This is a genomic window from Advenella sp. FME57, from assembly GCF_014897675.1.
Classification (GTDB): domain Bacteria; phylum Pseudomonadota; class Gammaproteobacteria; order Burkholderiales; family Burkholderiaceae_B; genus Advenella.
In genome coordinates this window covers 127,491-150,721 of record NZ_JABUXU010000007.1, presented here as the reverse complement: position 1 = coordinate 150,721, position 23,231 = coordinate 127,491, and the positions used below count along the sequence as shown (strand labels likewise).

21 protein-coding genes and 1 tRNA gene are annotated in these 23,231 nt (G+C 53.1%); 14 read left to right on the top strand and 8 right to left on the bottom strand.

Annotation, left to right across the window (positions count from 1 at the left end; translation table 11 throughout):
• The first annotated feature begins 101 nt into the window (after positions 1-101).
• From INT32_RS10210 to phaR, 3 genes are read left to right on the top strand one after another with little or no spacing between them, the layout of a single operon-like run.
• Entirely contained in the window at positions 102-1,760 is a 1,659-nt protein-coding gene (locus INT32_RS10210; RefSeq protein ID WP_370540209.1) for a PHA/PHB synthase family protein, read from the top strand.
• Between the two features lie 51 nt (positions 1,761-1,811).
• Positions 1,812-2,549 (top strand): acetoacetyl-CoA reductase, encoded by a 738-nt coding sequence (phbB, locus tag INT32_RS10205; protein ID WP_128394728.1) that lies wholly within the window; start codon positions 1,812-1,814, stop codon positions 2,547-2,549.
• A gap of 45 nt (positions 2,550-2,594) precedes the next feature.
• Positions 2,595-3,176, top strand: coding sequence for a polyhydroxyalkanoate synthesis repressor PhaR (gene phaR / locus INT32_RS10200; protein ID WP_193088621.1), 582 nt, complete (start codon positions 2,595-2,597; stop codon positions 3,174-3,176).
• Positions 3,177-3,331: 155 nt separating this feature from the next.
• Here the strand turns inward: phaR and INT32_RS10195 are convergent, their stop codons facing one another.
• Positions 3,332-4,516, bottom strand: coding sequence for a GNAT family N-acetyltransferase (locus INT32_RS10195; protein WP_370540208.1), 1,185 nt, complete (start codon positions 4,514-4,516; stop codon positions 3,332-3,334).
• 43 nt (positions 4,517-4,559) lie between these two features.
• Here INT32_RS10195 and INT32_RS10190 point away from each other — a divergent pair, with 43 nt between their 5' ends.
• Positions 4,560-5,636 (top strand): GTP-binding protein, encoded by a 1,077-nt coding sequence (locus INT32_RS10190; protein WP_193088620.1) that lies wholly within the window; start codon positions 4,560-4,562, stop codon positions 5,634-5,636.
• A 509-nt stretch (positions 5,637-6,145) separates the two neighbouring features.
• Here the strand turns inward: INT32_RS10190 and INT32_RS10185 are convergent.
• The gene (locus tag INT32_RS10185; protein WP_193088619.1) at positions 6,146-6,355 is read right to left on the bottom strand and encodes a CsbD family protein; all 210 of its coding nucleotides are present in this window, start codon (positions 6,353-6,355) and stop codon (positions 6,146-6,148) included.
• Between the two features lie 403 nt (positions 6,356-6,758).
• Positions 6,759-7,499 carry a haloacid dehalogenase type II gene (locus INT32_RS10180; RefSeq protein WP_226816859.1) on the bottom strand — a complete coding sequence of 247 codons (741 nt, stop codon included), beginning with the start codon at positions 7,497-7,499 and terminating at the stop codon, positions 6,759-6,761.
• A gap of 421 nt (positions 7,500-7,920) precedes the next feature.
• Between INT32_RS10180 and INT32_RS10175 the strand changes: the two genes are divergently transcribed.
• The 3 genes from INT32_RS10175 to INT32_RS10165 all read left to right on the top strand — a co-directional run bounded on the left by INT32_RS10175 (position 7,921) and on the right by INT32_RS10165 (position 10,021).
• Positions 7,921-8,973: a YadA-like family protein gene (locus INT32_RS10175; RefSeq protein ID WP_193088618.1), complete on the top strand. Its 1,053-nt coding sequence runs from the start codon at positions 7,921-7,923 to the stop codon at positions 8,971-8,973.
• Positions 8,974-9,276: 303 nt separating this feature from the next.
• Positions 9,277-9,465, top strand: a complete 189-nt coding sequence (locus INT32_RS10170; RefSeq protein ID WP_193088617.1) for a hypothetical protein — start codon at positions 9,277-9,279, stop codon at positions 9,463-9,465.
• A 232-nt stretch (positions 9,466-9,697) separates the two neighbouring features.
• On the top strand, positions 9,698-10,021 hold the full coding sequence (locus INT32_RS10165; RefSeq protein ID WP_193088616.1) for a hypothetical protein: 324 nt from the start codon (positions 9,698-9,700) through the stop codon (positions 10,019-10,021).
• Positions 10,022-10,114: 93 nt separating this feature from the next.
• On the opposite strand, the gene INT32_RS10160 is transcribed toward INT32_RS10165, so the two are convergent.
• Complete coding sequence (locus tag INT32_RS10160; RefSeq protein ID WP_193088615.1) at positions 10,115-10,684, bottom strand: TetR/AcrR family transcriptional regulator; 570 nt, start codon at positions 10,682-10,684, stop codon at positions 10,115-10,117.
• 192 nt (positions 10,685-10,876) lie between these two features.
• Between INT32_RS10160 and INT32_RS10155 the strand changes: the two genes are divergently transcribed.
• Positions 10,877-12,403, top strand: coding sequence for an MFS transporter (locus tag INT32_RS10155; RefSeq protein ID WP_193088614.1), 1,527 nt, complete (start codon positions 10,877-10,879; stop codon positions 12,401-12,403).
• A gap of 122 nt (positions 12,404-12,525) precedes the next feature.
• Here the strand turns inward: INT32_RS10155 and queD are convergent, their stop codons facing one another.
• The 3 genes from queD to mdeB all read right to left on the bottom strand — a co-directional run bounded on the left by queD (position 12,526) and on the right by mdeB (position 16,577).
• Complete coding sequence (gene queD, locus INT32_RS10150) at positions 12,526-12,978, bottom strand: 6-carboxytetrahydropterin synthase QueD (protein WP_193088613.1); 453 nt, start codon at positions 12,976-12,978, stop codon at positions 12,526-12,528.
• The gene (queE, locus tag INT32_RS10145; RefSeq protein ID WP_193088612.1) at positions 12,975-13,607 is read right to left on the bottom strand and encodes a 7-carboxy-7-deazaguanine synthase; all 633 of its coding nucleotides are present in this window, start codon (positions 13,605-13,607) and stop codon (positions 12,975-12,977) included. The genes queD and queE overlap by 4 nt, the downstream gene beginning before the upstream one ends.
• A 261-nt stretch (positions 13,608-13,868) precedes the next feature.
• On the bottom strand, positions 13,869-16,577 hold the full coding sequence (mdeB, locus tag INT32_RS10140) for an alpha-ketoglutarate dehydrogenase (RefSeq protein WP_193088611.1): 2,709 nt from the start codon (positions 16,575-16,577) through the stop codon (positions 13,869-13,871).
• Positions 16,578-16,697: 120 nt separating this feature from the next.
• Between mdeB and INT32_RS10135 the strand changes: the two genes are divergently transcribed.
• Positions 16,698-17,177 (top strand): Lrp/AsnC family transcriptional regulator, encoded by a 480-nt coding sequence (locus tag INT32_RS10135; RefSeq protein ID WP_193088610.1) that lies wholly within the window; start codon positions 16,698-16,700, stop codon positions 17,175-17,177.
• Between the two features lie 487 nt (positions 17,178-17,664).
• Here INT32_RS10135 and INT32_RS10130 read toward each other — a convergent pair.
• A tRNA-Met gene (locus INT32_RS10130) sits at positions 17,665-17,741 on the bottom strand.
• A 70-nt stretch (positions 17,742-17,811) separates the two neighbouring features.
• Between INT32_RS10130 and scpB the strand changes: the two genes are divergently transcribed.
• From scpB to INT32_RS10105, 5 genes are all read left to right on the top strand, one after another.
• On the top strand, positions 17,812-18,927 hold the full coding sequence (gene scpB, locus INT32_RS10125) for an SMC-Scp complex subunit ScpB (RefSeq protein ID WP_193088609.1): 1,116 nt from the start codon (positions 17,812-17,814) through the stop codon (positions 18,925-18,927).
• Positions 18,928-18,948: 21 nt separating this feature from the next.
• Positions 18,949-20,604, top strand: coding sequence for a 23S rRNA pseudouridine(2605) synthase RluB (rluB, locus tag INT32_RS10120; RefSeq protein WP_226816857.1), 1,656 nt, complete (start codon positions 18,949-18,951; stop codon positions 20,602-20,604).
• Between the two features lie 505 nt (positions 20,605-21,109).
• Positions 21,110-21,598 (top strand): ribosome maturation factor RimP, encoded by a 489-nt coding sequence (rimP, locus tag INT32_RS10115; RefSeq protein ID WP_193088608.1) that lies wholly within the window; start codon positions 21,110-21,112, stop codon positions 21,596-21,598.
• Positions 21,595-23,079, top strand: a complete 1,485-nt coding sequence (nusA, locus tag INT32_RS10110) for a transcription termination factor NusA (protein WP_193088607.1) — start codon at positions 21,595-21,597, stop codon at positions 23,077-23,079. Before rimP ends, nusA begins: the two co-directional genes overlap by 4 nt.
• Positions 23,063-23,230 (top strand): hypothetical protein, encoded by a 168-nt coding sequence (locus tag INT32_RS10105; protein ID WP_193088606.1) that lies wholly within the window; start codon positions 23,063-23,065, stop codon positions 23,228-23,230. Before nusA ends, INT32_RS10105 begins: the two co-directional genes overlap by 17 nt.
• The last annotated feature ends 1 nt before the right edge of the window (position 23,231 follow it).

Here is a 23,231-nt window from a genome sequence, read left to right as displayed (position 1 = left end):
GGGCGGATGGGCGCTCAGGGTTTCCCTTAGTGGGGTAGATACCGTCTGACGTACTGTTTGTTTTTATATAGAATGATTTGTACACGGTGAGCATGCCACGAATGAAAATCAGACCACAGCCGGAGAGACGAGTGACCAACGAGACTGATCAAGCATGGGCAGCCCAGGCCGCTCCGGCGCAGGATGCAGCCTTCCCGGCGCCGTTGCAGGCCGAGTTCCTCGCCAAATGGCAGCAGATTGCCGCCGCCGGACAGCAAGGTACGTTGCCACCGCTGACCGACAGAAGGTTCAGCAGTCCGGCCTGGCTGGAAAGCCCGCAGCATCTGCTGATGGCCCACCTCTATTTGCTATCGACCAGCATTATGCAGAAAATGGTCGATCAGGCGCCAGTGCCCGACAATGTGCGGGAACGGCTACGGTTTTCGGTTGAACAGTGGAACGATGCTATGTCGCCCGCGAACTATTTTCTGACCAATCCCGACGTGCTCAAAACCTTTTCGGACACCCACGGTGAATCGTTGCAGAAGGGGTTTCTGAACCTGCTGGGCGATCTGCGCCGCGGCCAGATTTCTCAGACAGACGACTCGACATTCGAAGTGGGAGGTAATCTGGCCACGACGCCCGGTTCCGTGGTATTTGAAAACCCCTGGTTTCAGTTGCTGCAGTATGCGCCGCAAACGCCAACCGTGTACCGACGGCCCTTGCTGATGGTCCCGCCATGCATCAACAAATATTACATTCTGGATTTGCAGTCAGGCAATTCCCTGGTGGAGTATGCAGTCAGCCAGGGTTTTACCGTGTTCATGGTTTCCTGGCGCAACCCGACCATGGCAGATACTGATGGCATACAAAAATCAACCTGGGACGATTACATCGAAAAGGGTGTGCTGACCGCGATTGAAACAGTCCGCCAGATTACCGGCCAGCCGCAAATCAATGCCTTGGGGTTTTGCGTAGGTGGCACCATGCTTTCCAGTGCGCTGGCGGTGGCGCGGGCGCGCGACGAGAACCCGGTGGCCAGTGTGACGCTGCTGACCACGCTGCTCGATTTTGAAGATACCGGCGTACTTGATGTGTTCGTCGATGAGGCGCATGTAGCCTATCGGGAACAGCTGCTGGGGCAGGGGGGAATGATGACTGCCAAAGAGCTGGCCACCACCTTTTCGTTTCTGCGGCCCAATGAACTGGTCTGGAACTATGTCGTCAGCAATTACCTGAAAGGCAAAGCACCGCCTGCATTCGACCTGTTGTACTGGAATTCAGACGGGACCAATCTGCCGGGCCCGTTCTTCACCTGGTACTTCCGGAATATGTACCTCGAAAACAGATTGTGCCGTCCGGGCGCACTGAAAATATGCGCTGAAGCGGTAAATCTTGCCGATCTGGACATGCCTGCGTACGTTTATGGCTCGAAAGAAGACCACATTGTTCCCTGGGATGCCTCGTTCGCCTCGGCGCGCCTGCTCTCGGGCGATGTCCGGTATATCCTGGGTGCTTCCGGTCATATTGCAGGTGTGATCAATCCGCCGGCAAAGAACAAACGCAACTACTGGTCCAGTGATACCATTCAGGTGCAGCAGACCGATGCCCGGCAATGGCTGGAAAATGCGCAATCGGTGCCTGGCAGCTGGTGGCCCGACTGGACCGGCTGGCTTGCAGGGCACAGCGGGCGCAAGGTAAAGGCCAAAGCAACGCAGGGAAATGCCGCCTACCCGCCGCTGGCTCCGGCGCCGGGGCAGTACGTCAAAGTCAAAGCCTGATCGGGTCAATGCATCGTTTTATTACCGTGAAAGTAGCCTAAGGAGTTCAAAATGACACAAAAAATAGCATATGTTACGGGTGGGATGGGAGGTATAGGGACCTCCATCTGTCAGCGCCTGCACAAAGATGGATTCACGGTTATCGCCGGCTGCGGTCCGCAACGCAATGCCCAGCAGTGGATTGACGAACAGGCAGCACAGGGGTATACATTCTATGCCTCGGCAGGCAACGTGTCCGATTGGGATTCCACCGTCACTGCGTTCGAAAAGGTCAGGGCCGAACACGGTCCCGTGGACGTTCTGGTAAACAATGCCGGAATTACGCGTGATGGGGTTTTTCGCAAAATGTCCATTGATGACTGGCGTGCAGTCATGGACACCAATCTGAACAGTCTGTTCAATGTGACCAAACAGGTTATTGAACATATGTATGAAAAGCGTTGGGGGCGTATCATTAATATCAGTTCGGTCAACGGACAGAAAGGACAGTTTGGCCAGACCAACTATTCCACGGCCAAAGCAGGTATTCATGGCTTTACCATGGCCCTGGCGCAGGAAGTGGCCAGTCGCGGGGTCACCGTCAACACGGTTTCCCCGGGTTATATCGGAACCGACATGGTACGCGCAATCCGTCCCGAGGTGCTCGAGCAAATCGTCGGCACCATTCCGGTTCGTCGTCTGGGCACGCCCGAAGAAATTGCCTCGATTGTGTCATGGCTGGCTTCAGACGAATCCGGCTTTTCCACCGGCGCCGACTTCTCGGTCAATGGTGGCCTGCATATGGGTTAAGTCCTTCAACCGGACAAAGACAGTTATTTAAAGGTTAAACAGGTAATGGCAAAAGCAACTGACACGGACGCCGTCCGCACAATCAAAAAATATCCCAATCGTCGGCTCTACGATACGCAGACCAGCACCTATATTACGTTGCAGGATGTGAGACAGTTGGTGTTGGACAATGTCCGTTTTCAGGTGCTGGATGCCAAATCGGGCGAAGAGCTCACGCGTAGCATCTTGCTACAGATTATCCTTGAAGCGGAATCTGGCGGCGTGCCCATGTTCAGTTCCACCATGCTGGCGCATATCATCCGTTTCTACGGACACGCCATGCAGGGTGTCATGGGTTCCTATCTTGAAAAGAACATGCAGGCCTTTGTAGATATTCAGGACAAACTGGCCGAGCAGTCAAAAGGTGTCTACACGCCGCAATTTGGTGCCGAAGCCTGGTCGCAATTCATGAATATTCAGGCGCCGCTGCTCAACAACATGATGAATAATTACGTTGAGCAATCCAAGAACATGTTCGTGCAGATGCAGGAGCAGATGCAGAACCAGACCAGCAATATATTCGGTGGTTTTCCGTTCAATCCGGCCGACAACGACAACGCCAAAGACAAAGATAAAGAAGACAAATAAGAAGGCGGGCGGGCAGCTCGCTGGCTACCCCAGGGGCTAGCTGCCATTATTTGTGCCATGCGAGCCAGAGGCCAGGGTGTCAGAACATGGCTGCCTGGCATGCGTTGTGGCTACGGTCCGGCAAGGCGGGCCGAGCCTTCCCCGGTACCGGATAGCTACTCGGGCAGCGGTGGGGCAGGCCGTACTTGAGTGCTGTCCTGTTTCCTGAATGGCGAATGCTCATGCAGCTCGTCCAGATAGGCCTGAACATGCACTGTTTCTTCATCCAGAAAGCGATGTATGGCATCGGCAAACTCGGGTCGAGCGATCCAGTGTGCCGAATAGGTCGCCTGTGGCAGCAGCCCGCGCGACAGTTTATGCTCACCCTGGGCCCCGCCCTCAAATAAGGCAATGCCGTGGGCGATGCAATAGCGGATACCCTGCATGTAGCAGGTTTCAAAATGCAGCCCGGGTATATATTCGTGCGCACCCCAATAACGACCGTACATTTTATTGTTGCCGATCATGTTCATGGCGCAGGCAACCGGGGCTCCCTGGCGTTGCGCAATCACAAGCAGCAGGCTGTCCGGCGCATGCTGCAGCAACTGGCTGAAGAATGCCTCTGACAGATAGGGCTGGCGACCACGCTCGTAATAAGTATTGCAATAGCAGGAAAAGAAAAACGAAAGATCTTCAGCGGTAATCTGTTTGCCGCGCTTATATTCAAACGTGATATCGGCCTGGGCCACCTTGCGTGCTTCCTGGCGAATTTTCTTGCGTTTGTCATAAGTGAGACTGGCAAGGAAGGCATCGAAATCGGCATAGTCGGCATTGTTCCAGTGAAACTGGACACTCTCTCGTACCATGTAACCGGACTCGCGCAGCACGGCCAGATCGTCCTGTTCGGGAAACAGTACATGAATGGACGAGACTTTCAAGCGCCGGGCGACCTCAATCGCCGCCTGGGCGAGCACCCGCCTGGCCTGAGCGTTGCGTCCGATCAGGCGGGGGCCGGTGACCGGTGAAAACGGAGCCGCGCACAGTAGTTTGGGATAGTACTCAAGGCCATACTGGCTGAAAGCCCGGGCCCAGGCCATATCGAAGACAAATTCGCCCTGGGAATGGGTTTTCAGATACATCGGCATGAAACCGGCCGGCTGCCGACGCTGATCGTATAGAATCAGGTGACATGGTTGCCAGCCGGTGTCCTCGCTGGCGCAGCCGGTATTTTCCATGGCACGTAAAAATGCCGGAGAGATAAACGGATTATCGTTGGACCAGGCACGCCAGTCAAAGTCCGGCAGATCAGCCAGCGAGTGCAGGAGTTCCACCTGCATGTTGTTTACGTCTTCAGATGACACTGCATACCACCGTTTATTGCCACCACCACTTCAGACTCCTTGTATGACTACGACTGCTTTTGATTCCGACCACAGGGTTGCCGTTACCGCTGTTACCGGCTTTCTGGGTAGCGGAAAAACCCGCTATATCAACCAGCTGTTACAGCAACCCGATATGGCCAATACGGTTGTGATCGTAAATGAAATCGGCCAACTGGGGATTGACCAGGCAAACTGGTCATTCGTGCAGCCTTCCACTATTCTACTAGAAGGCGGGTGTCTGTGCTGCCAGATGCAGGGCTCCATGAGTGCGACATTGCAGCGTCTGTTTACCGATGCCCTGGCGCGAACCATTCCCCGCTTCAATCGCATCATCGTAGAGACCAGCGGTCTGGCAGACCCCTCGGCATTGCGTTTTACATTGCATAGTGATTTTTTTCTCAAGGAGCGTTTCTTTTACAACGGCTGCATCTGTATCGTGGATGTTGTCAATGCCGACAAACAGAGCACTTATGTTGAATGGTCCCGGCAACTGGTGCAGGCTGATCTGGTCCTGCTGTCCAGAACAGATAGCATTGCAGGTGACCAGGCGCTTGGCGTTGCGCAATATATATCAACTGTTACTGATGCGCCGGCCATGACCCTACCGCAATTTTTTGCGAATGAAAATCCGCTAGATATGCTGTCAAAACTGCAGGTATCGCCAAGGCAGGGCGCAGGGTTTTCCAATTTCCTGACAGGCTCGCTTGCCGGCGTCAGCCATACCGACCACCAGACTCTGGCGCAAAACCTGGGACTTCAGCGACAAAAGCCGCAGTCAGTGCTGCGACCGGTGCAGTCGCATTCGGCCATAGGGATTGTGACGCTTGAGTTTACTCAACCACTGCGGCGCAGCGTGTTCAATCAGGCGCTGGAGGCGATGCTCGCCAGGCTGGGAGCAGCATTGATCAGGGCCAAGGCGTTGTTGCGCTTTGTTGACGATCCAGGTCTGTATCTTTTCAATATCGTACATGCACAGCGATATCCCGCCCAGCGGTTGCGGGCTGCGCAAGAGCAGGACCGGACTGCAATGGTGCTGTTTCTTGATGGCGCTTCGGAACACGCGGGATTGCCACAGGCAGAGGATTTTTATCGGGTATAACCACCAGGCTTGATCGTAGTGTGCGTTATATAATTTCGCTCAGGCAGTTGTTCGCTTCGATTTGCTGACAAGCGCACATGTGCGGAGCGTGTTCGCTTTAATTGATCTTTTGATGTATCGCTTCAACTGGGCCGGTTCGCTTTATTGTTTCACGTCATTGTTTTGTTGTATCGCTTGGCTTGATCGTTGCATTTTAACGCTACAGTAAGCGGCTGCATGTTGTCGATGTTTTTTTCAGCAGAGCACGCCATGGGTTTGGGCATCGGCCAGCAATAAAACGGGCTATAAAATAAATGACCGCACGCTTTACACCGCCAGTTACTCGGCGGCAAAGCATGCGGTATCTTACTTGAACGTGTTTATTCGCTGCTGTGGGTTGCTACGCAGCCTGTGAACGCCCAAGCCGCTCAACGTCACGTAATTTAAACATCAAGTAACTCAACCACGTCAGGCCACTGAGGCCGATGGCTTCTGGGCGATGCGTATATCAGCGAACAGGGCAGGCCGGATCAAAGGTCGTTGTTGTGGCGAGACCAGAAGTCACTCACTTGCTTTTCTGCTTCCTCTTTGGTGCGGCCATACTTTTCCTGCAGGATGCCTGCCAGTTTCTGGGCGCTGCCATTGACCTGGGCGACGTCGTCGTCAGTCAACTCACCCCATGTCTGCTTCACAGAGCCTTTGACCTGTTCCCATTTACCGGCTGCAATATCTTTATTCATACTTTGCTCCTGTTTCAGTTAATGTGAAAATCAGTGTTTGGCACTCTGATCACTTGAGTCTTTAGCGTAGCATGCGCCATGGCATGCTAACTGTCATGGATGTAACGCGCGGTAAAAGGTCGCGATAGCAGTGCATATATCCGGGAAAAGTGGCTATTCCAACTGTGTTTGATGCAGAAATCTGAAGACCCCTGGTATACAAAGGCGTGCTGCAGATTTCGGTGTTGCCAGGCGGGACACAAATGCAGGTGTATAAAGGCCGAATATAAATAGTTACAAGAATCCGCAATAATGTCGTGAGTGCGTGCCCGGGTTTCATTTGTGCGTTTCATTTGCAAAGGTTCATCAGTACGTCTCATTGCACGCCTCATCGGCCTGTTTCATTTATTTGCATGGCGACTGATCATTCCTGCGAGCAGCCGAACTGTTGCGCCAGGTCAAGCATATCCCGCGCCACGACGTCCCAATCCTGGTCGGGCACAAGGTCTTTTGTTTGCTGATGGCCGTGCTCGGTAGGACGGGGAATGAAAGCCGTGCGCATACCGCAAAGGCGTGCTGCGGCAAGATCATTGTTGTGCGCCGCGACCATGCAAATTTGTTCCGGCGGCAAATCCAGAATCTCTGCCGTGCGTAAATAGGCTTGCGGTGCCGGCTTATATGCCTGGGCAGTTTCTGCGCCAAGAATGGCGTCCCAGGGCAGGCCGGCCCGTTTGGCCATATCAAGCATCAGCCGAATATTGCCGTTCGATAGCGGCGCAATAATATAACGGCCTTTTAGCCGGGTGAGCCCTGGCACGGAGTCGGGCCACGGATCCAGCCGGTGCCAAGCCAGATTAAGCTGGGCCAGTGCATCCGCAGGCAAACTGGCGACGGGCACGTCAAACGTTGCCAGCGTCTTCTCCAGACTCTCCCTGTGCAGCACATCCAACCTTGTAAAGGGGCGTCTGCCACTGCGAACCTCTTCCATTGACGGTGAATAATGACTGCGCCAGACGTCGGCAAAAGTCGCTGGGTCAATGGTTGTCAGTGCATGCCTGCGTGCAAACTCAGTCACTTCGCCGATGACACCGCTGCGCCAGTCTACGACCGTTCCAAAAACATCGAACAACAGTGCGCGTAAATCAAGCTCCATTGCATCTGCCATAGTTTATTTCCTTTTAGAGGGGTGAGCGGGCGAAGGCTCCCGCGCAAAAAGTGTTTTGTGTACATGATAACCAATGTATTGCACAGGCAAGCGGCCTGCTTTCGGATGGCGTTGAATTAATGACCGGCAGCGCTGCCGGGCAACCGGATTCCCGATTTGGCAAACGTGCGTGTGATCGTACTGACAGCCGAGCCCGCGGGAGACATGGTTCTGTGGCGGTGATGTGACAACGTCATTGTGATCATTACATCCTGATTCTCCAGGGTAAATGTACGCGTCTTTCGGCATTTACGGATTTTTTGATCTGTTCCAAATCTCTAGAATATTTTTGCTGCTGCCAGACCTGAATCCGGCATCCGATTGCCGGATCAGTTATCGGCACGCTGGCGTATATATTGATTCAATGAGAGAGAAAGATTGTATGTTTAGACTCAAGAGAACTCTACCGCAAGTGACCGTAATCACGCTTGCTTCCATGCTGCTATTTTGCCAGCAGGCGGGCGCAGAGCAGGGCGAATCGCGCTCCACCCAGCTGGGTCACGAGGCCGAGGCCATTGGCGATGGCGCCGTGGCCATCGGTTGGGGCGCAAACGCTCGCGGAAAAGATAGCATCGCAATTGGTTCCAAAGTTCAAATAATCGGTCCTGCCACAACCTTTGCCTCAGATGGTGGCATCGCCATAGGAGCGGGTTCACAATCGCATAGTGCCGGCGACGTCAATTTTGGTTCCCGTACACTGTCGGGACTGCGCGATGGTGTAAGCGATGACGAGGCCGTCACCATGCGTCAAATAAAAGCGGCGCAAGCCTATACCGATACTGTAAAAAATGATTTGCTCAGGATGATCGATCCGGCCGGCTCGCCGGTGTTGGCGCAAGCCAAGGCCTATTCCGATCTGTCCAAGAATCAGGCCATTGCTGCCGCCAACGCATATAGCGATGCAGTAAAAAACGAAACCATTATTCAGGGTAAAAAGCATGTGGAGCAGATCGTGGCAGCCGGGCGGGCGCAGCACGATACAAAGCTGTTGTCGCTGGCAAAATCGTACTCGGATCGAGAAAACCAGGCCACACTGGAAAATGCCAATTTGTACAGCGAAAAAGTAGGGCGTGCAGTCCTGTCCAGGGCGAACGCGTTTACAGAGCTTCGCAGCCAGCAGGCCCAGGACAATGCCGTTGAGCTGTCCAGGCAATATACGGACCGGCGCGTCGGTCAATTGCAATCGCAAATAAAAAAATTCCGCCGACGGTCCAATGCGGGTATTTCCGGCGCAATGGCAATGACCACCTTAACGCCACCACCGGCGAATGCCAACACCTCTTTTGGAATGGCGATGGCAACGTACAGGAATCAAGTAGCACTGGCCTCTGGTGTTACCTTCAGAACGGGAAAAAACAGCAATCTCCGCCTGAACACCTCATGGGACTCTGCTGGTGGCATAGGCGCAGCTGCCGGTTTTAATGTGGCCTGGTAGTCAGGGTAAGGCTATGCAACGGTTCCTGTCGTCCGTTATTGGCAGGGGATTTCCCGTGAGTGGTGATTCTGGTGCGTGCGCCGGAAGGCATCGCTGCTGACGATAGGGCGCTTGCCCGCAGGTGGAGTTCACGCACATGAACCCAATCGTTGCGGGCTTTTTCATAATGAAAACGGATCGATAGTGGCTTTTTCACCCTAAAATTGGCAATTGTATCTAAGTGAAATCAAATTTACAGTTATGATATCAATAGCTGCAGGTTCGTCGGTAATATGACCGTATCTAATCCATCGGGAATCCAAAATGAAAAAAATGATTGCGTTTTTTGGCCTTTCTGTCGTTTTCCTTACTGGCTGTACGGCCCGGGGGCCCTCTGTTTCAGTAGATCCAGGCGGTATTTATCCATATGGCTATGATGGGGGCGGTCATTATCGGGGCGGTGGTGGTGGCCGTTTCTGTCCCCCAGGACAAGCCAAAAAAGGCAACTGCTAAATTTCGAATGCCTGGCACTGCTGTATAAGGCCCGTTTGACAAGACGGGCTTTTTTTGCGCCTTTTTCCAGTCAATTGTGCTCGCGTCTGCCCGATCTGACACGATAATAAACCATGGCATTTGCCAGAAAAAAAACGGCCGCGTTGACTCGTGTACTTCTGCAAGAAAAGGTGAGCACCTATATTGGTCAGGCAGTTTTAGTGCGCAGCCTCCAACAGGACCTATTTTTTATTTGGCAGGCACCGTCGTTGAACAGGCGCTTTCGAAAAAAGGCGTCTGGTGCAAAGGGAGGCGGCAACCCCCTGTATTTGAACAATCCATTCACCTGATTGGCCTTGAATATTGTCCGGCATCAAGCCCAGGAAAAATGGGTTGGGCTACAATAGTGAATTCAGATAATGGTCAATATAAGGAAATTGGCATGATAAACGACACATCTTCCAAACCCTATGGCGTGCCCAAGTTATGGGAGGGTTATGGTTTTCCATTTGTTTTTATGCCGGTTCTGGTCGGCGCCTGTGCGGTATTGTTGCTTGTCGAGCAACTTTTTTCCTGAATGAACGTGCGCGTTGCGTCAATGACGTTCTATCGCAAAAAAAACCAACGCTTTTTCGTTCCCATAATAAACGATTAAACAGGACATAGCCCATCAATCAGGTCGTTCAAGCAGGCGTTCGATATCTCCAAATACCGCCTGCCATTGCTGTGGCGATAAATCAAAGAAGTTGAAACTGCGAAGCAGGAAGGCGCCTTCGTTGGCGATAAAGGCCAGTCGCGCATTGCGTCCTTGTGCTGTAGAAAAATCCAGTCCTTGCAATTGTCTGGCGTACCAGGCGCGAGTCTCGGCCAACTGGTCGGAGTTTGGAATCAGCCCGGCAAGCATGGCGGCAAAACGCGACTCATCCTGTACATCGGCCTCGCGGGTAACCTTTATGTGGGCGCGTACATGCGCGAGCGCGTCAGTTTTGCCACCTGCCGCCTGCGCAACCTCGGCGTCGAAATGATCGCTCCAGCGCATGATCATCGCCTTGATCAGGCCCTCTTTATTACCGAAGCAATACTGCACGCCGCCTTTGGTAACGTTCGCGGCCCTGGCCAGCGCGTCCATCGTCAAACCGGCAACACCATGTTGTGCGACAATTTTCTCTGCTATCTCCAGCAGCTTTTCACGATCAATTGACCGCGGCCTGCCCGCGGTCTGTGGTTTGTTTTGTTTCATATCAATAATTACTTTCCATACGTATGGATTTATATTATAGTACATCCCTTAATTCCCACAAGGAATAATTTGATTCCATACAGAGCAAACATATCGATCAGGATCGCACGCCTACGTTGACGCTATCCGGTATGTGACTCGCAACACGCCCAGCCTTTACTCATGGCTGTCGGTGCGAACGGATTTTTTATCATGACTGCAACCGTCAAACATTCACGTAACCGATGGCTGATACTGGCTATCGTCTCCAGCGCTCTGTTTCTTATTGTCATTGACCTGACCGTGCTTTACACCGCATTGCCGCGTTTGACGCATGACCTGCAGGCCAGTGCTTCACAGAAGCTGTGGATCATCAATGCCTATCCATTGGTGGTTGCCGGTCTACTGCCTGGTCTGGGTACGTTGGGTGACCGCCTGGGACACAAGCAACTTTTTCTTAACGGTTTGCTGGTGTTCGGCATGGCATCGGTGGTTGCTGCTTTCGCGCCCAGCTCCGAAGTGCTGATCGGCAGCCGTGTATTGCTTGCCGTGGGCGCTGCCATGATGATGCCGGCAACATTGTCCATTATTCGTCTGACCTTTGAGGATGATAAGGAACGAGCCTTTGCCATTGGCATCTGGGCGGCCGTCGCGTCTGGAGGCGCTGCGTTCGGGCCGGTGGTCGGCGGTATTTTGCTGGAGTTTTTCTGGTGGGGTTCGGTCTTTCTGATCAACGTGCCGGTGGTCCTGATCGCCTTTTTGGTGGGTGCACGCGTTCTGGAAAAGCGGCCGGGTAACAAAACGCGAGAATGGGACCTGATCAGTTCCGGGCAAATCATGGTTGCCTTGATTTTCCTGACCTATACGATCAAGGAGCTGGGAAAACCGCAAGTTGATTGGATTGCATTTGTCATCGCGCTTGGGCTGGGCGCTGGCGCTTTGATCATTTTTTTACGTCGGCAAAAGCACAGCGCGGCACCCTTGATTGATTTTGGCTTGTTTCGCAATAAACAGTTTCTGCTTGGTGTTATCGCTGCATCTGTTATGTCGGCGACCCTTATTGGATTCGAACTTGTCTTTAGCCAGCGGTTGCAACTGGTTAGCGGTTACTCGCCATTGCAGGCCGGTTTGCTTATTCTGCCGATTCCACTTGCCGCTTTTTTTGCCGGACCGCTGATGGGATCGTTGCAGCCAAAGCTGGGCACGGCTCGTCTGCTATGGCTTTCACTGCTGGTCTCGGGTGTCGGCTCGCTTTGGTATCTGTTCATGTTCGATGGCGCCATACTGTGGTGGTCAGTGGCTCTGGCGGTCTTTGGTTTTGGCGCGGGTGCGGCCATTACCGGTGCGTCCACGGCCATTATCAATAACGCTCCCGCTAGCCGGGCAGGAATGGCCGCTTCAATAGAAGAAGTGGCCTATGAACTGGGTGGTGCGATGGGCGTGACTATTTTCGGCAGTATCATGTCTGTGATTTATACGATGAAATTGGTACTGCCCACCGATTTTTTGCTACCGGGTATTGCGCGCGACAGCCTGGATCAGGCGCATCTGGTTGCAGAGCAACTGCCGCCTGAACAGGCCGAACAGCTACTGTCAATCGCCTTTGCTTCGTTTGACTACGCCTTTATCGGGGTGATAATGGGAGTGACTGCTATGCTGTTTGTAACCGCCGGCATCATTTATTTGGTGAATTTGCGGTCTGCCGAAAGGGCGGGCTCTGGTTTTAATACAAGTCATTAACAGTCGGTGCAAGCGCAGCATTGTATAGTATGCGCTTGCACAAAAGGTGAGGCGAACAGTGGATGCTGCGGCAGGGGGCGTCGGATGTATATATGCCAGCTTACCTGTTTGTCACTGGTGCCTTAAGCTTCGGAGCCATAACAGTCGGCCCAGCAGTTGGGGGTTTCGTATAGTCTGGCGTGCGTCAGCTTGAGCCGGTCCCCGTACTGCGCCAGATAAGCAGCGGCCAAGGTATCGAATGCGATCTGGACCAGATTTTCGGCAGTCGGAATTCGATCCAGCACAACGGTCTTATGATCGGCCATCGAGTCCAGAAACTTGCGTACGACCGTATCACCGCTATAGACCAGGAAGGCATGATCCCAGACGTCGACGATTAGCTCCTTGGCGATGGCTTTGACATCGGAAAAATCCAACACCATGCCGCGGTCGGGGGCGCCATCAACCATTGAAACGGGGCCAGAGAGCGTGATTTCAAGCGTGTAGCGGTGGCCATGCATGTTGCGGCACTGGCTTTTGTGATCGGGTATGCGGTGGCCAGCATCAAAGTGCAGGGCACGAGTCACAGTAATCATGGGATGCCTATGTATTTATGAGTTTGCACGCTCAGACGCCATTTGGGATGATCCATGCAGTACTGCACTGCATGTTCGGTGGCGGCCAGGCGATTCGGCCCGTCCATGGGCTGCAGGAAAAAATGTGAAAAAGCCAATGCTTCAAACCGCTCGGGCGGGGCATTGGATTGAAGAAAGACAAGTTTAAGTTCATCGCCTTGCGTTTGAACCAGCTCGTTGTTCCCCTTCGGGCTCACACAGATCCAATCGATTCCCGCCGGTGCGGCAAGAGTGCCGTTGGTTTCTATGGCGATCTCGAAGCCTTCGGCATGAACGGCGTCGATCAGGGCGGTATCCAGTTGCAGCAGCGGTTCGCCGCCGGTAAACACAACATAACGTGAAGCCCCGTCAGGTCCCCAGGTTTTGGCCAGTGTTGCGGCCAGATCAACCGCCGTGGCAAATTTACCACCACCAACGCCGTTTGTTCCAACAAAATCGGTGTCGCAAAACGTACAGGCCGCCGAGGCACGGTCGATCTCGCGACCAGACCATAAATTGCACCCGGCGAATCGGCAGAAGACAGCCGCACGGCCCGCTTGCGCCCCTTCGCCTTGCAGTGTTTTGAAAATTTCTTTTACGGCGTATGTCATGTGTTGGGCCAATATGGAACTAATGCCACATTCTAGCCAATTGGGGGCAATCCGGCAGGAGTATAGGCTCGAATTTCGTAAATTTCCGAGTATTGGAGAGATGTGAAAAATGCTGTGTCGGATACATGTTTTCTACGCAAGCGCAGGGTTCACGACTGCCATGGTGTATGGGAGAAATGTCGTGTTCCCGTTTTTGAACACAGGTTTCATGGCCATGATCCGCCTGAACCACGAAATTTACTCCGCTGTAGATTAAATCACTTAACAGTCCCATGGGGCCATGTCGGTAACGCTGATTTCATAGCGTGTCAGCGCCTCAGCGCATAGTGTTCTGCTTATTTTTCCTTGTCGTGCAAGTGCACCGAGCGCTGCGACCGCTATGGAATATTTGTCGACCTCAAAAAATTCCCGAAGTCTGGCTCGCGTGTCGCTGCGGCCGAAGCCATCCGTACCAAGCACGATGTATGGGCAATTTATATACGACGCAATAAGCTGTGGTAGCGCCCGAACATAGTCCGTGGCAGCAATCGCCGGATTATCACCGCTTATGCAGCCGGCCACGTAGCTCGTCCGCGCTGGCTGGTCTGGATGCAAGCGGGTCCATCGTTCTGCCTGCCTTGCTTCTCGTGCCAGTTCCGTAAAGCTGGTAACACTCCATATTTCACTTTTGATATTCCAGTCCTGGGCCAGCAGCTGTGCTGCTGCCAGCACTTCAGGCAAAATGGCTCCCGAACCCAGCAGCGTCACTGTTGCGCGAGGTTTACCGACGTTCTGTTCTGAAAACCGGTACATGCCTTTGATAATGCCGCTTTCCACGCCGTCCGGCAGGGTAGGTTGCGCATAGTTTTCATTCATCAGGGACATGTAATAGAAAACATCTTTCTGCTCATCGAGCATCTCGTGCATGCCATGGTCAAGAATGACGGCAACTTCAAAAGCGAAGGCAGGATCATACGCCCGGCAATTCGGTATGGTCGATGCGATAAGCTGGCTGCTGCCGTCCTGGTGTTGCAGGCCTTCGCCGCCAAGCGTGGTTCGTCCCGCCGTGGCCCCAAGCAGAAAGCCTCTTGCCCGCTGGTCTGCAGCAGCCCAGATCAAATCTCCTATCCGTTGGAATCCGAACATGGAGTAGAAAATATAAAAGGGAAGCATGGGTATGCCATGCACCGAATAACTGGTCGCTGCTGCGACCCACGAGCTGATTGCCCCAGCTTCACTGATTCCTTCTTCGAGAATCTGTCCGTCCTTTGCTTCGCGGTAGCTGAGGATTGAATCGATATCTTCGGGTTCATACTGCTGGCCAGCACTGGCGTAAATCCCTACCTGTTTGAACAGATTGGCCATGCCAAACGTACGTGCTTCATCTGCCACGATGGGAACCACATGCTTGCCTAATTTCGCATCCTTCATTAAGCCGCCAAGCATCCGCACAAATGCCATGGTGGACGACATTACCTTGTCGTTGGCTTCAATGGCAAATTGTCCATAGTTTTCAATGGCAGGCACAGGTAGCGGCACGGCCGTTTTGCTGCGCTTCATCATGCTGCCACCCAACATTTTTCGACGTTCCTGCAAATATTGCATCTCCGCGGAAGTACTGTCAGGTTTGTAGAATTCAAGATTTTCGGTCTGGGTGTCTGTCAAGGGCAAGCGGAAGCGATCCCGAAAGGCCAGAAGCGCGTCTTTCGTTAATTTTTTCTGCTGATGCGTGGTCATTTTCCCCTGACCGGTATCACCCATTCCAAACCCTTTTTTCGTTTGGGCCAGAATGACGGTAGGCTGCCCTGGGTGATTGACGGCCGATTTATATGCTGCATGGATTTTCACCAAATCATGGCCACCGCGTTTGAGCATGTCAATTTGTTCGTCACTGAGCGCGTCCGCCAGTTTTTTCAGTTCTGCGTTCTGCCCAAAAAAATGCTCACGGTTGTAACGTCCATCCTTGGCGGCAAAGGTCTGAAATTGTCCGTCTACCGTTTCTGCAAAGATTTTTTGCAAAGCCTTTTCGTCGTCGCGCGCCAGCAGTGGGTCCCAGTCTGAGCCCCACACCAGTTTGATGACGTGCCAGCCGGCGCCTTTAAACAGCATTTCCAGCTCGTCGATAATCCTTCCGTTGCCTCTTACCGGGCCGTCCAGTCTTTGCAGATTGCAATTGACGACCCAGACAAGATTGTCCAAACGCTCTCTGGCGGCCAGGGTGAGGGCGCTCATGCTTTCAGGTTCATCCATTTCTCCATCACCGAATACGCCCCATACAGTGCGGCCATCACAGTTTTGCAAGCCTCTGTGTTGCAGATAACGCATAAACCGGGCATGGTATATCGAGCTGATCGGACCAATACCCATTGAACCCGTGGGAAATTGCCAGAAATCGGACATCAGCCATGGATGAGGGTAACTGGACAGGCCCATGACGCCTGCGCGTTTTGCTTTTATTTCCTGGCGATAGTGCAAAAGATTGCGCTCATCCAGCCGGCCTTCCAGGAAAGCGCGCGCGTACACACCGGGCGATGAGTGAGGCTGATAAAAGACAAGATCACTGGCCTGGCCACTTTGGGAAGCACGAAAGAAGTGGTTAAAGCCGATTTCAAACAAATCAGCGGCGCTCGCGTAACTGGCAATATGGCCGCCCAGATCGGCAAACTGGCCATTTGCGCGCACCACCATGGCCAGCGCATTCCAACGCATAATGGACGCCAGTTTCTCTTCGATTTCCAGATTGCCGGGGAATGGATCCTGGTCACTTGCCTGGATCGTATTGATATAGGGCGTTCCGATAGCAGGCTGCCATGGAATGTTCAGGTTTCGGCTCGCCTCGAGCAGGACATTGAGCAGATGCTTTGCTCGACCAGGACCCGAGGCGGCGGTCACTGACGCAAGTGCGTCGCACCATTCCTGGGTTTCAAGTGGGTCTTCGTCTGTGCCTGAGCTCAAGTGCCGGGGATTATATGCAAGGTTGGAATCGTTCATCGTATTGTCTCCGTTATAGCTACATTATAATTTATAGAAGACAATATATTTAACTGATTATGCTGTAATATTGCGGCATATTCGGCATTAAATGTTTTTAAATTAACTTATGGCGGCATAATGAGCTTTGATGATATTGACCTGAAAATACTGAAAGAACTTCAGAGCGATAGCAATCTTTCAAACGTGGCGCTGGCAAAGCGGGTGCATCTGTCGCCATCCCCGTGCCTGGCGCGCGTCAAGGCCCTGCATTCGGCGGGGATCATCCGGCAATATGTCGCATTGCTGGATGCGCAGAAGCTGGGCTTGCATTTAAGCGTTTTTATCTCGGTCAGTTTGAAACGCCAGGATCGCACGTCGCTGCAGGCGTTCGAGTCGCGGATTTGTTCGCGGGACGAGGTCATGGAGTGCTATCTGATGTCCGGCGACGCCGATTATCTGATTCGGGTGGCCGTGCCGGATATTGAGTCGCTGGAGCATTTCATCATAGAACAGTTGTCGCCGATGCCAGAAATAGAAAAAATAAGATCTAGTTTTGCGCTCAAGCAGGTACGCTACAAAACAGCACTTCCGTTACCGGCAGCGGGGCGTATTGAATGATGTTGTTGCAAACTTACTCAAGTTTTTAATCCAATGTGGCTTTTTTTGGAAGCTCGTGCCTGCTTATTGATATCCTGTTCCAGATGTTTTTCTGCGGCTGCTGCGTCTACATCGCCTGGGCCTCAATGTCCATTTCGGTCATCAAACTACTCGGCAGACGATTGCATCGCCTGGAAATAGCCCAAGGTCTGGCAAGCAGACTTAAGAATATCGAGCTTGAAAAAACAGTTAATGATGCGTGGACAGACATTGGGAGGCACGGCAATCGTGCGGATCTCTGATGCAAAACTGATGTTTAATGAATTATTGATCCGTCTGAATGCCGAAGTTACGGAGAACGCATTTGCCGCGGAACCTATACGGTACGGTATCTTGGGGGCTCTTGGGCGCGATATACTTTGAGCTCGGTGAGCTTAAAAAAAGCCGGGCAAAAAAATGAAAACGGCCCAAATGCTTTTTAATATGCACTTGGGCCGTTTTTTAAAACTGGTTGCGGGGGCAGGATTTGAACCTACGACCTTCGGGTTATGAGCCCGACGAGCTGCCAGACTGCTCCACCCCGCGTCTGTGTAAGAAAAGAATATTAGCCCATTTTGAGTTATGATGCAAGTCTGATAATACAAAGCGACATGTCATGGACCAGAATTTATCTCGAAAAATCCTAGAAACCGCCTTGCTGTGCGCCGACGAACCTATGAAAATAGGGGGTTTGCGCAAGTTATTTACTGATTTGGACGAAATTGACAATGATGTAATTAAGCAACAGTTGCAGGTATTGCAAGACGAATGGGCAGATAAAGGTTTAGAATTATTAGAATTGGCAAGTGGCTGGCGTTTTCAGAGTCGGCCCGAGATGCAAAAGTATTTAGAACGCCTGAATCCAGAAAAGCCGCCCAAATATTCACGGGCAGTCATGGAGACTTTGGCAATTATTGCCTGGCGTCAGCCTGTCACTCGCGGAGACATAGAAGATATTCGCGGGGTCACGGTTTCATCACAAATCATCAAAACGTTAGAAGAGCGCGGCTGGATAGACGTGTTAGGACATCGTGATGCCCCCGGGCGTCCGGCGTTACTGGGCACGACAAAGCAGTTCCTCGATGATCTTGGGCTCAAAGCGCTTGATGACCTGCCTGTGCTGGAGAGTGGCGAAGCTGGCATGCCGGATTTATCCGGGCTGGATATGAGTATCACGGCCTCGGAACAACCTGCACAAGAGCAGGTAGAATCAGAGATGATTTCCGATGAGTCTGCACCTGACGAGTCAACGCCCGATGCGGCCGGCTCGACGCAGGTTGATTTAGCCTCGTCTGAGGCGGCGTTGGCCGATTCTGATAGCGAGAATGCTGATGACCAGGCTTTGTCCGACGAGTCAGCGGATCGGTTGTCGGATGTGGAAGCGGAATCGCCCAGTGATGTAGCGGAATTGGCCGATGCAAGGCCGGATGAAATCAGCGAAGTATCAGATGAGATCAAGATTGGTGCAGACGGGTTGGTTCCTGCTGCCGGCGCGCAAGCGCAGAATACCGGAGAGACTCAAGAGCGCGTTGCCCACGGCGATGTGACCGAAGAGATGGCTGCTGCAGACGAGACAGCATCAGCCGCCCAAGAGATGCCGGCTGGGTTTAGTCCAGATTCGACATCGCAAAATGAACAGCCAGACGATCATAGCGTTGATCCTGCTGATGAAATTTCATCAGATCGGGAGGCGAGTGATAATCAAAACGACGATTTAAAGAATAAAACATAGTTTTTTGGAGTTACCAACATAATGAATAGTTCGGATCACGTTGATGCGGAAAATAATTCAAATGAAACGCGTTCAAGCCGTTCAAACGAATACGACAATGATTCTGTCGCCAGAGTAATCACCGTTAAGGGAGTCGATCAAACGGGTGCTGCGCCCGAGGCCGAGGCGCGTCAGAAGGGCAAGGGGCGCAAGTTGCGCACGCCGTTTCGTCGCCGTCGCGCCGATGCGGTACAGGAAAAGGCGGAACAGCCTGAGGTGGTAGCCGAAGTGAACGCTGCGCCAGCGAAGAAAGCGCAGCCGCGCCCGCGTCGTGCGCCGGGTGCGAGGGCTCCCGGTGGCAAGGGACGCACGCCGCAGGCCCGCCCGGATCGTAAGGAACAGGCCAGTAGCCCGTTTACCGCAGCCCAGGATGAACAGGATGCTGATCAGGCACTGGCCTATCTTGATGGCACAGCGCGTCTTGAGCAGAAGCTGAATAAAATTCTCAACAGCGACGCTGTCAATCCCAAGCTGCACAAAGTGCTGGCGGATGCGGGCGTCGGTTCGCGTCGGGATATGGAAGAGCTGATTATCGCCGGCCGCGTGTCGGTCAATGGCGAGCCTGCTCACATTGGTCAGCGAGTCGGGTCACAGGATCAGGTTCGTGTTAATGGTCAGTTGGTGATGCGGCCCAATGCCAAGCGTCCGCCGCGCGTTATCTTGTATCACAAACCTGCCGGGGAAATTGTCAGTCATGACGATCCCGAAGGTCGCGCGTCTGTATTTTCGCGTTTGCCCAAAATGCGCACCGGCAAATGGATTTCTGTGGGCAGGCTGGATTTGAATACCGAAGGCTTGCTGATATTTACCACCTCGGGCGATCTGGCGCACCGGTTTATGCATCCACGGTTTGGCAACGAACGAGAGTACGCGGTGCGTGTGCTGGGAGAGATGACGGACGCTCAGCGTGAAAGCCTGGTTACCGGGATTGTGCTGGAAGATGGGGCTGCCTCCTTTACCAGTATGGAATTTATTGGCGGCGAAGGAAGTAACCGCTGGTTTCGGGTCACTTTGCAGGAAGGACGTAATCGCGAAGTGCGGCGCATGTTCGAGGCGGTGGGCGTTACGGTCAGCCGGTTGATCCGCACCCGTTTCGGCGACATCGTGCTGCCTCGCAATCTGAAGCGCGGTCGCTGGGAAGAATTGGATCCGGCGCTGGTCAGTGCGCTGATGATTCAAACCGGATTGGTCAAAGAGGAAGATAGCTCAGACCACCGTCGGCCCCGCCAGCCTATTTCCCATGATAACGCCATGCCTCCGGGCTTTGAGACGCCGGTCAAGACGCGATCCCATGCGCCGGGCGCACGTCCGGCTCATGGGCGCAACAATGGCAATGGTCGCGCCGGTGCCGCAGCGCCTGGCGCTGGGGCACCCCGTCCGGGTCGTGCCGGTACCGGGTTGTACAATAATCGTCGTCAGGGCGGGCCGGCTGAAGGGCGTGGCGAAGGTCGCGCGAGAACCGCCGACAAGAACGAGCAGCCCCGTAATGGAAAAGGCGGTGGGCGTGGCGGCAACGCCAGTGGGCGTTCCAATACCCGCCAGACGTCGTCGCGTAGTCGTGACGAATGGCAGCCCTCTGGTCCATCTGCGCATGAATCTCAACTGGGGTTTATTGGTCGCAATCGTAACGGACGATAGGCGGATGCGGCATGGTCTGCGGTATGGTTAGTTGTTGTGAGCACCTGTCGCGGGCCAAATTGATGTTATGCCGAATAAATAGTAAAGTATTGATTATTCTGTTATAATTTCTGATTAACTAATTGCTTGGTTAATGTTTTGTGCTTTTTTTGTCTTATAGTTGCCTTTTAAGGGTTGTCTTTAGGGCATCATAAATGGCGTGTTTTGCACAGTGTGTGCAGTGGTTTAGCCGCAAGGTAGATTTGCACGGTCTTTGGCCAGATGCAACACCGAAGGGGCGGCAACGGCAAGGTTTTCTGTGGCGCGCCCGGTACCAAAACAATAACCAGAAACAGCTATGTATACCTTATTTTTGCAGGCAAGCGGCTTTTATGGGTCTGGCCAGGTGGAAATGTCGGGTAGGCTGCCAAAAAATGGCTGCATCTGCAAATTGCTGCATCTGCGGTTTTTTTTGCGCGCATAACTGTAATCAACAATGGGCTGGAAAAGGCCCATTTTTTATTGTATGACTGATTTATACACACTTACCGAACAGGCAATCGCCGGCCTTGGTGTTGAACTCGTTGACGTCGAGCGGGCTGCACTGGGGCTGTTGCGGGTCACGATCGACCGCGAGGGCGGAATTACGATCGAAGACTGCGAACAGGTGTCGCGGCAGCTTTCGCGCGTATTCGAGGTGGAAAACATCGAATATAAACGGCTTGAAGTGGGCTCCCCTGGTGTGGACCGACCGTTGCGCACACGCCGCGATTTTGACCGGTTTGCCGCGCAGCAGGCGCGTGTGGAAGTAAAATTACGGGAACCGCAGGACAATCGCAAGGTATTTACCGGCATTCTGCGGCATAAAGATAGTTCAGATGGTGCGCCAACAGAGACATTCTGTCTGGAATTTGACATTAAAAAGAACGAGACACAGACAATTGAATTTGCTTTCGACGATATCGAAAAAGCAAAGCTGGATCCGGTTCTTGATTTCAAGGGTAAAAAGCGATGAGTCGCGAAATTCTTCTGCTTGTAGATGCATTGGCACGTGAAAAAAACGTATCGCGTGAGGTCGTATTTGGTGCGCTTGAAAATGCGCTTGCCTCTGCGATGAAAAAGCGCTTCAAGGACGACGCCGATATTCGTGTCGTTATTGATCGTTCAAATGGCTCGCATGAGGGTTACCGACGCTGGCTTGTGGTGCCCGATGATGCGGGCCTGCAGGAGCCGGACCGTCAGGAATTGTTGTCTGAAGCGCAGGAAATCCAGCCTGGTGTCCAGGAGGGTGAATATCTTGAAGAGCCGCTCGAGCCAATCGAGTTCGGTCGTATCGGAGCCCAGGCTGCCAAACAGGCAATTATCCAGAAAATTCGTGATGCGGAAAGAGAACAGGTGCTGAACGATTTTCTGGATCGTGGCGAGACCATTATTTCCGGTACCATCAAGCGGCTTGACAAAGGTGACGCTATTATTGAAACGGGCAAGATTGAAGCGCGTCTGCCTCGTTCCGAAATGATCCCCAAAGAGAATCTGCGCGTCGGTGACCGGGTTCGCGCCTGGGTAGCCAAGGTTGACCGTACGGCGAGAGGGCAGCAGGTCCTGCTGTCCCGCACCGCACCCGAATTTATCCGTGAACTGTTTGAGAACGAAGTTCCCGAAATCGAGCAGGGTTTGCTTGAAATCAAGGCGGCGGCCCGTGACCCCGGACTTCGCGCTAAAATTGCAGTTGTGGCCTATGACAAGCGTATTGACCCCATCGGTACATGCGTCGGCATGCGCGGTTCGCGCGTTACCGCCGTACGTAACGAGCTGGGCGGAGAGCAGGTCGATATCGTATTGTGGGCCGACGAACCGGCCGAGTTCGTGATTGGCGCATTGGCGCCGGCCGCTGTCGAATCCATTGTTGTGGACGAAGACAAGCATGCCATGGATGTTGTTGTCGACGCCGAAAATCTGCCCAAAGCGATTGGTTCGCGTGGTCAGAACGTGCGTCTGGCTTCTGATCTGACCGGCTGGCAGATCAATATCATGACGCCGGAAGAAAATCAGAACCGCCAGCAGGAAGAGCGCACAGGCCAGCGCGCCATGTTTATGGAGCGCCTGGATGTTGATGAACAGGTGGCTGACATTCTAATTGATGAAGGCTTTACCGGACTGGAAGAGGTGGCTTATGTCCCTATCCAGGAATTGCTGGAAATTGATGGCTTTGATGAAGAAACCGTCAACGAATTGCGCAATCGCGCACGTACTGCCCTGCTGACCGAGGCCATTGCCCAGGAAGAGCGGGTTGAAACAGCGCAGGATTTGTTGGATCTTGAGGGCATGACCCCGGAACTGGTTACCACTTTAGGTGACGCCGGCGTGGCAACGCTTGATGATCTGGCCGAACTTGCGACCGACGAACTGGCTGAAATCACGGGTATGACAGAAGAACAGGCCAGCGAAATTATCATGCGCGCCCGGGCGCACTGGTTTGATGACGAAGAGAAGTGATTGCGCAGTAGCACTGTTGAGTGTGTATCGTGGCATGGTTGGCCACCGTGCAGGCGATGCACACTACGCCAGCGGCTTTGTCGATCCAGCCCTGAATAACGAAGTTCACACTTTGCTCAGTGGCCATCAGCCAGTTATTGAAACGTTGTAAG

What these genes read in the sequence shown, in the direction of transcription:
- INT32_RS10210 (WP_370540209.1), top strand. Translation starts at nt 102, where the DNA reads ATGAAAATCAGACCACAGCCGGAGAGACGAGTGACCAACGAGACTGAT.
- phbB (WP_128394728.1), top strand. Translation starts at nt 1,812, where the DNA reads ATGACACAAAAAATAGCATATGTTACGGGTGGGATGGGAGGTATAGGG.
- phaR (WP_193088621.1), top strand. Translation starts at nt 2,595, where the DNA reads ATGGCAAAAGCAACTGACACGGACGCCGTCCGCACAATCAAAAAATAT.
- INT32_RS10190 (WP_193088620.1), top strand. Translation starts at nt 4,560, where the DNA reads ATGACTACGACTGCTTTTGATTCCGACCACAGGGTTGCCGTTACCGCT.
- INT32_RS10185 (WP_193088619.1), bottom strand. Translation starts at nt 6,355, where the DNA reads ATGAATAAAGATATTGCAGCCGGTAAATGGGAACAGGTCAAAGGCTCT.
- INT32_RS10180 (WP_226816859.1), bottom strand. Translation starts at nt 7,499, where the DNA reads ATGGCAGATGCAATGGAGCTTGATTTACGCGCACTGTTGTTCGATGTT.
- INT32_RS10175 (WP_193088618.1), top strand. Translation starts at nt 7,921, where the DNA reads ATGTTTAGACTCAAGAGAACTCTACCGCAAGTGACCGTAATCACGCTT.
- INT32_RS10170 (WP_193088617.1), top strand. Translation starts at nt 9,277, where the DNA reads ATGAAAAAAATGATTGCGTTTTTTGGCCTTTCTGTCGTTTTCCTTACT.
- INT32_RS10160 (WP_193088615.1), bottom strand. Translation starts at nt 10,684, where the DNA reads ATGAAACAAAACAAACCACAGACCGCGGGCAGGCCGCGGTCAATTGAT.
- INT32_RS10155 (WP_193088614.1), top strand. Translation starts at nt 10,877, where the DNA reads ATGACTGCAACCGTCAAACATTCACGTAACCGATGGCTGATACTGGCT.
- queD (WP_193088613.1), bottom strand. Translation starts at nt 12,978, where the DNA reads ATGATTACTGTGACTCGTGCCCTGCACTTTGATGCTGGCCACCGCATA.
- queE (WP_193088612.1), bottom strand. Translation starts at nt 13,607, where the DNA reads ATGACATACGCCGTAAAAGAAATTTTCAAAACACTGCAAGGCGAAGGG.
- mdeB (WP_193088611.1), bottom strand. Translation starts at nt 16,577, where the DNA reads ATGAACGATTCCAACCTTGCATATAATCCCCGGCACTTGAGCTCAGGC.
- INT32_RS10135 (WP_193088610.1), top strand. Translation starts at nt 16,698, where the DNA reads ATGAGCTTTGATGATATTGACCTGAAAATACTGAAAGAACTTCAGAGC.
- scpB (WP_193088609.1), top strand. Translation starts at nt 17,812, where the DNA reads ATGGACCAGAATTTATCTCGAAAAATCCTAGAAACCGCCTTGCTGTGC.
- rluB (WP_226816857.1), top strand. Translation starts at nt 18,949, where the DNA reads ATGAATAGTTCGGATCACGTTGATGCGGAAAATAATTCAAATGAAACG.
- rimP (WP_193088608.1), top strand. Translation starts at nt 21,110, where the DNA reads ATGACTGATTTATACACACTTACCGAACAGGCAATCGCCGGCCTTGGT.
- nusA (WP_193088607.1), top strand. Translation starts at nt 21,595, where the DNA reads ATGAGTCGCGAAATTCTTCTGCTTGTAGATGCATTGGCACGTGAAAAA.
- INT32_RS10105 (WP_193088606.1), top strand. Translation starts at nt 23,063, where the DNA reads ATGACGAAGAGAAGTGATTGCGCAGTAGCACTGTTGAGTGTGTATCGT.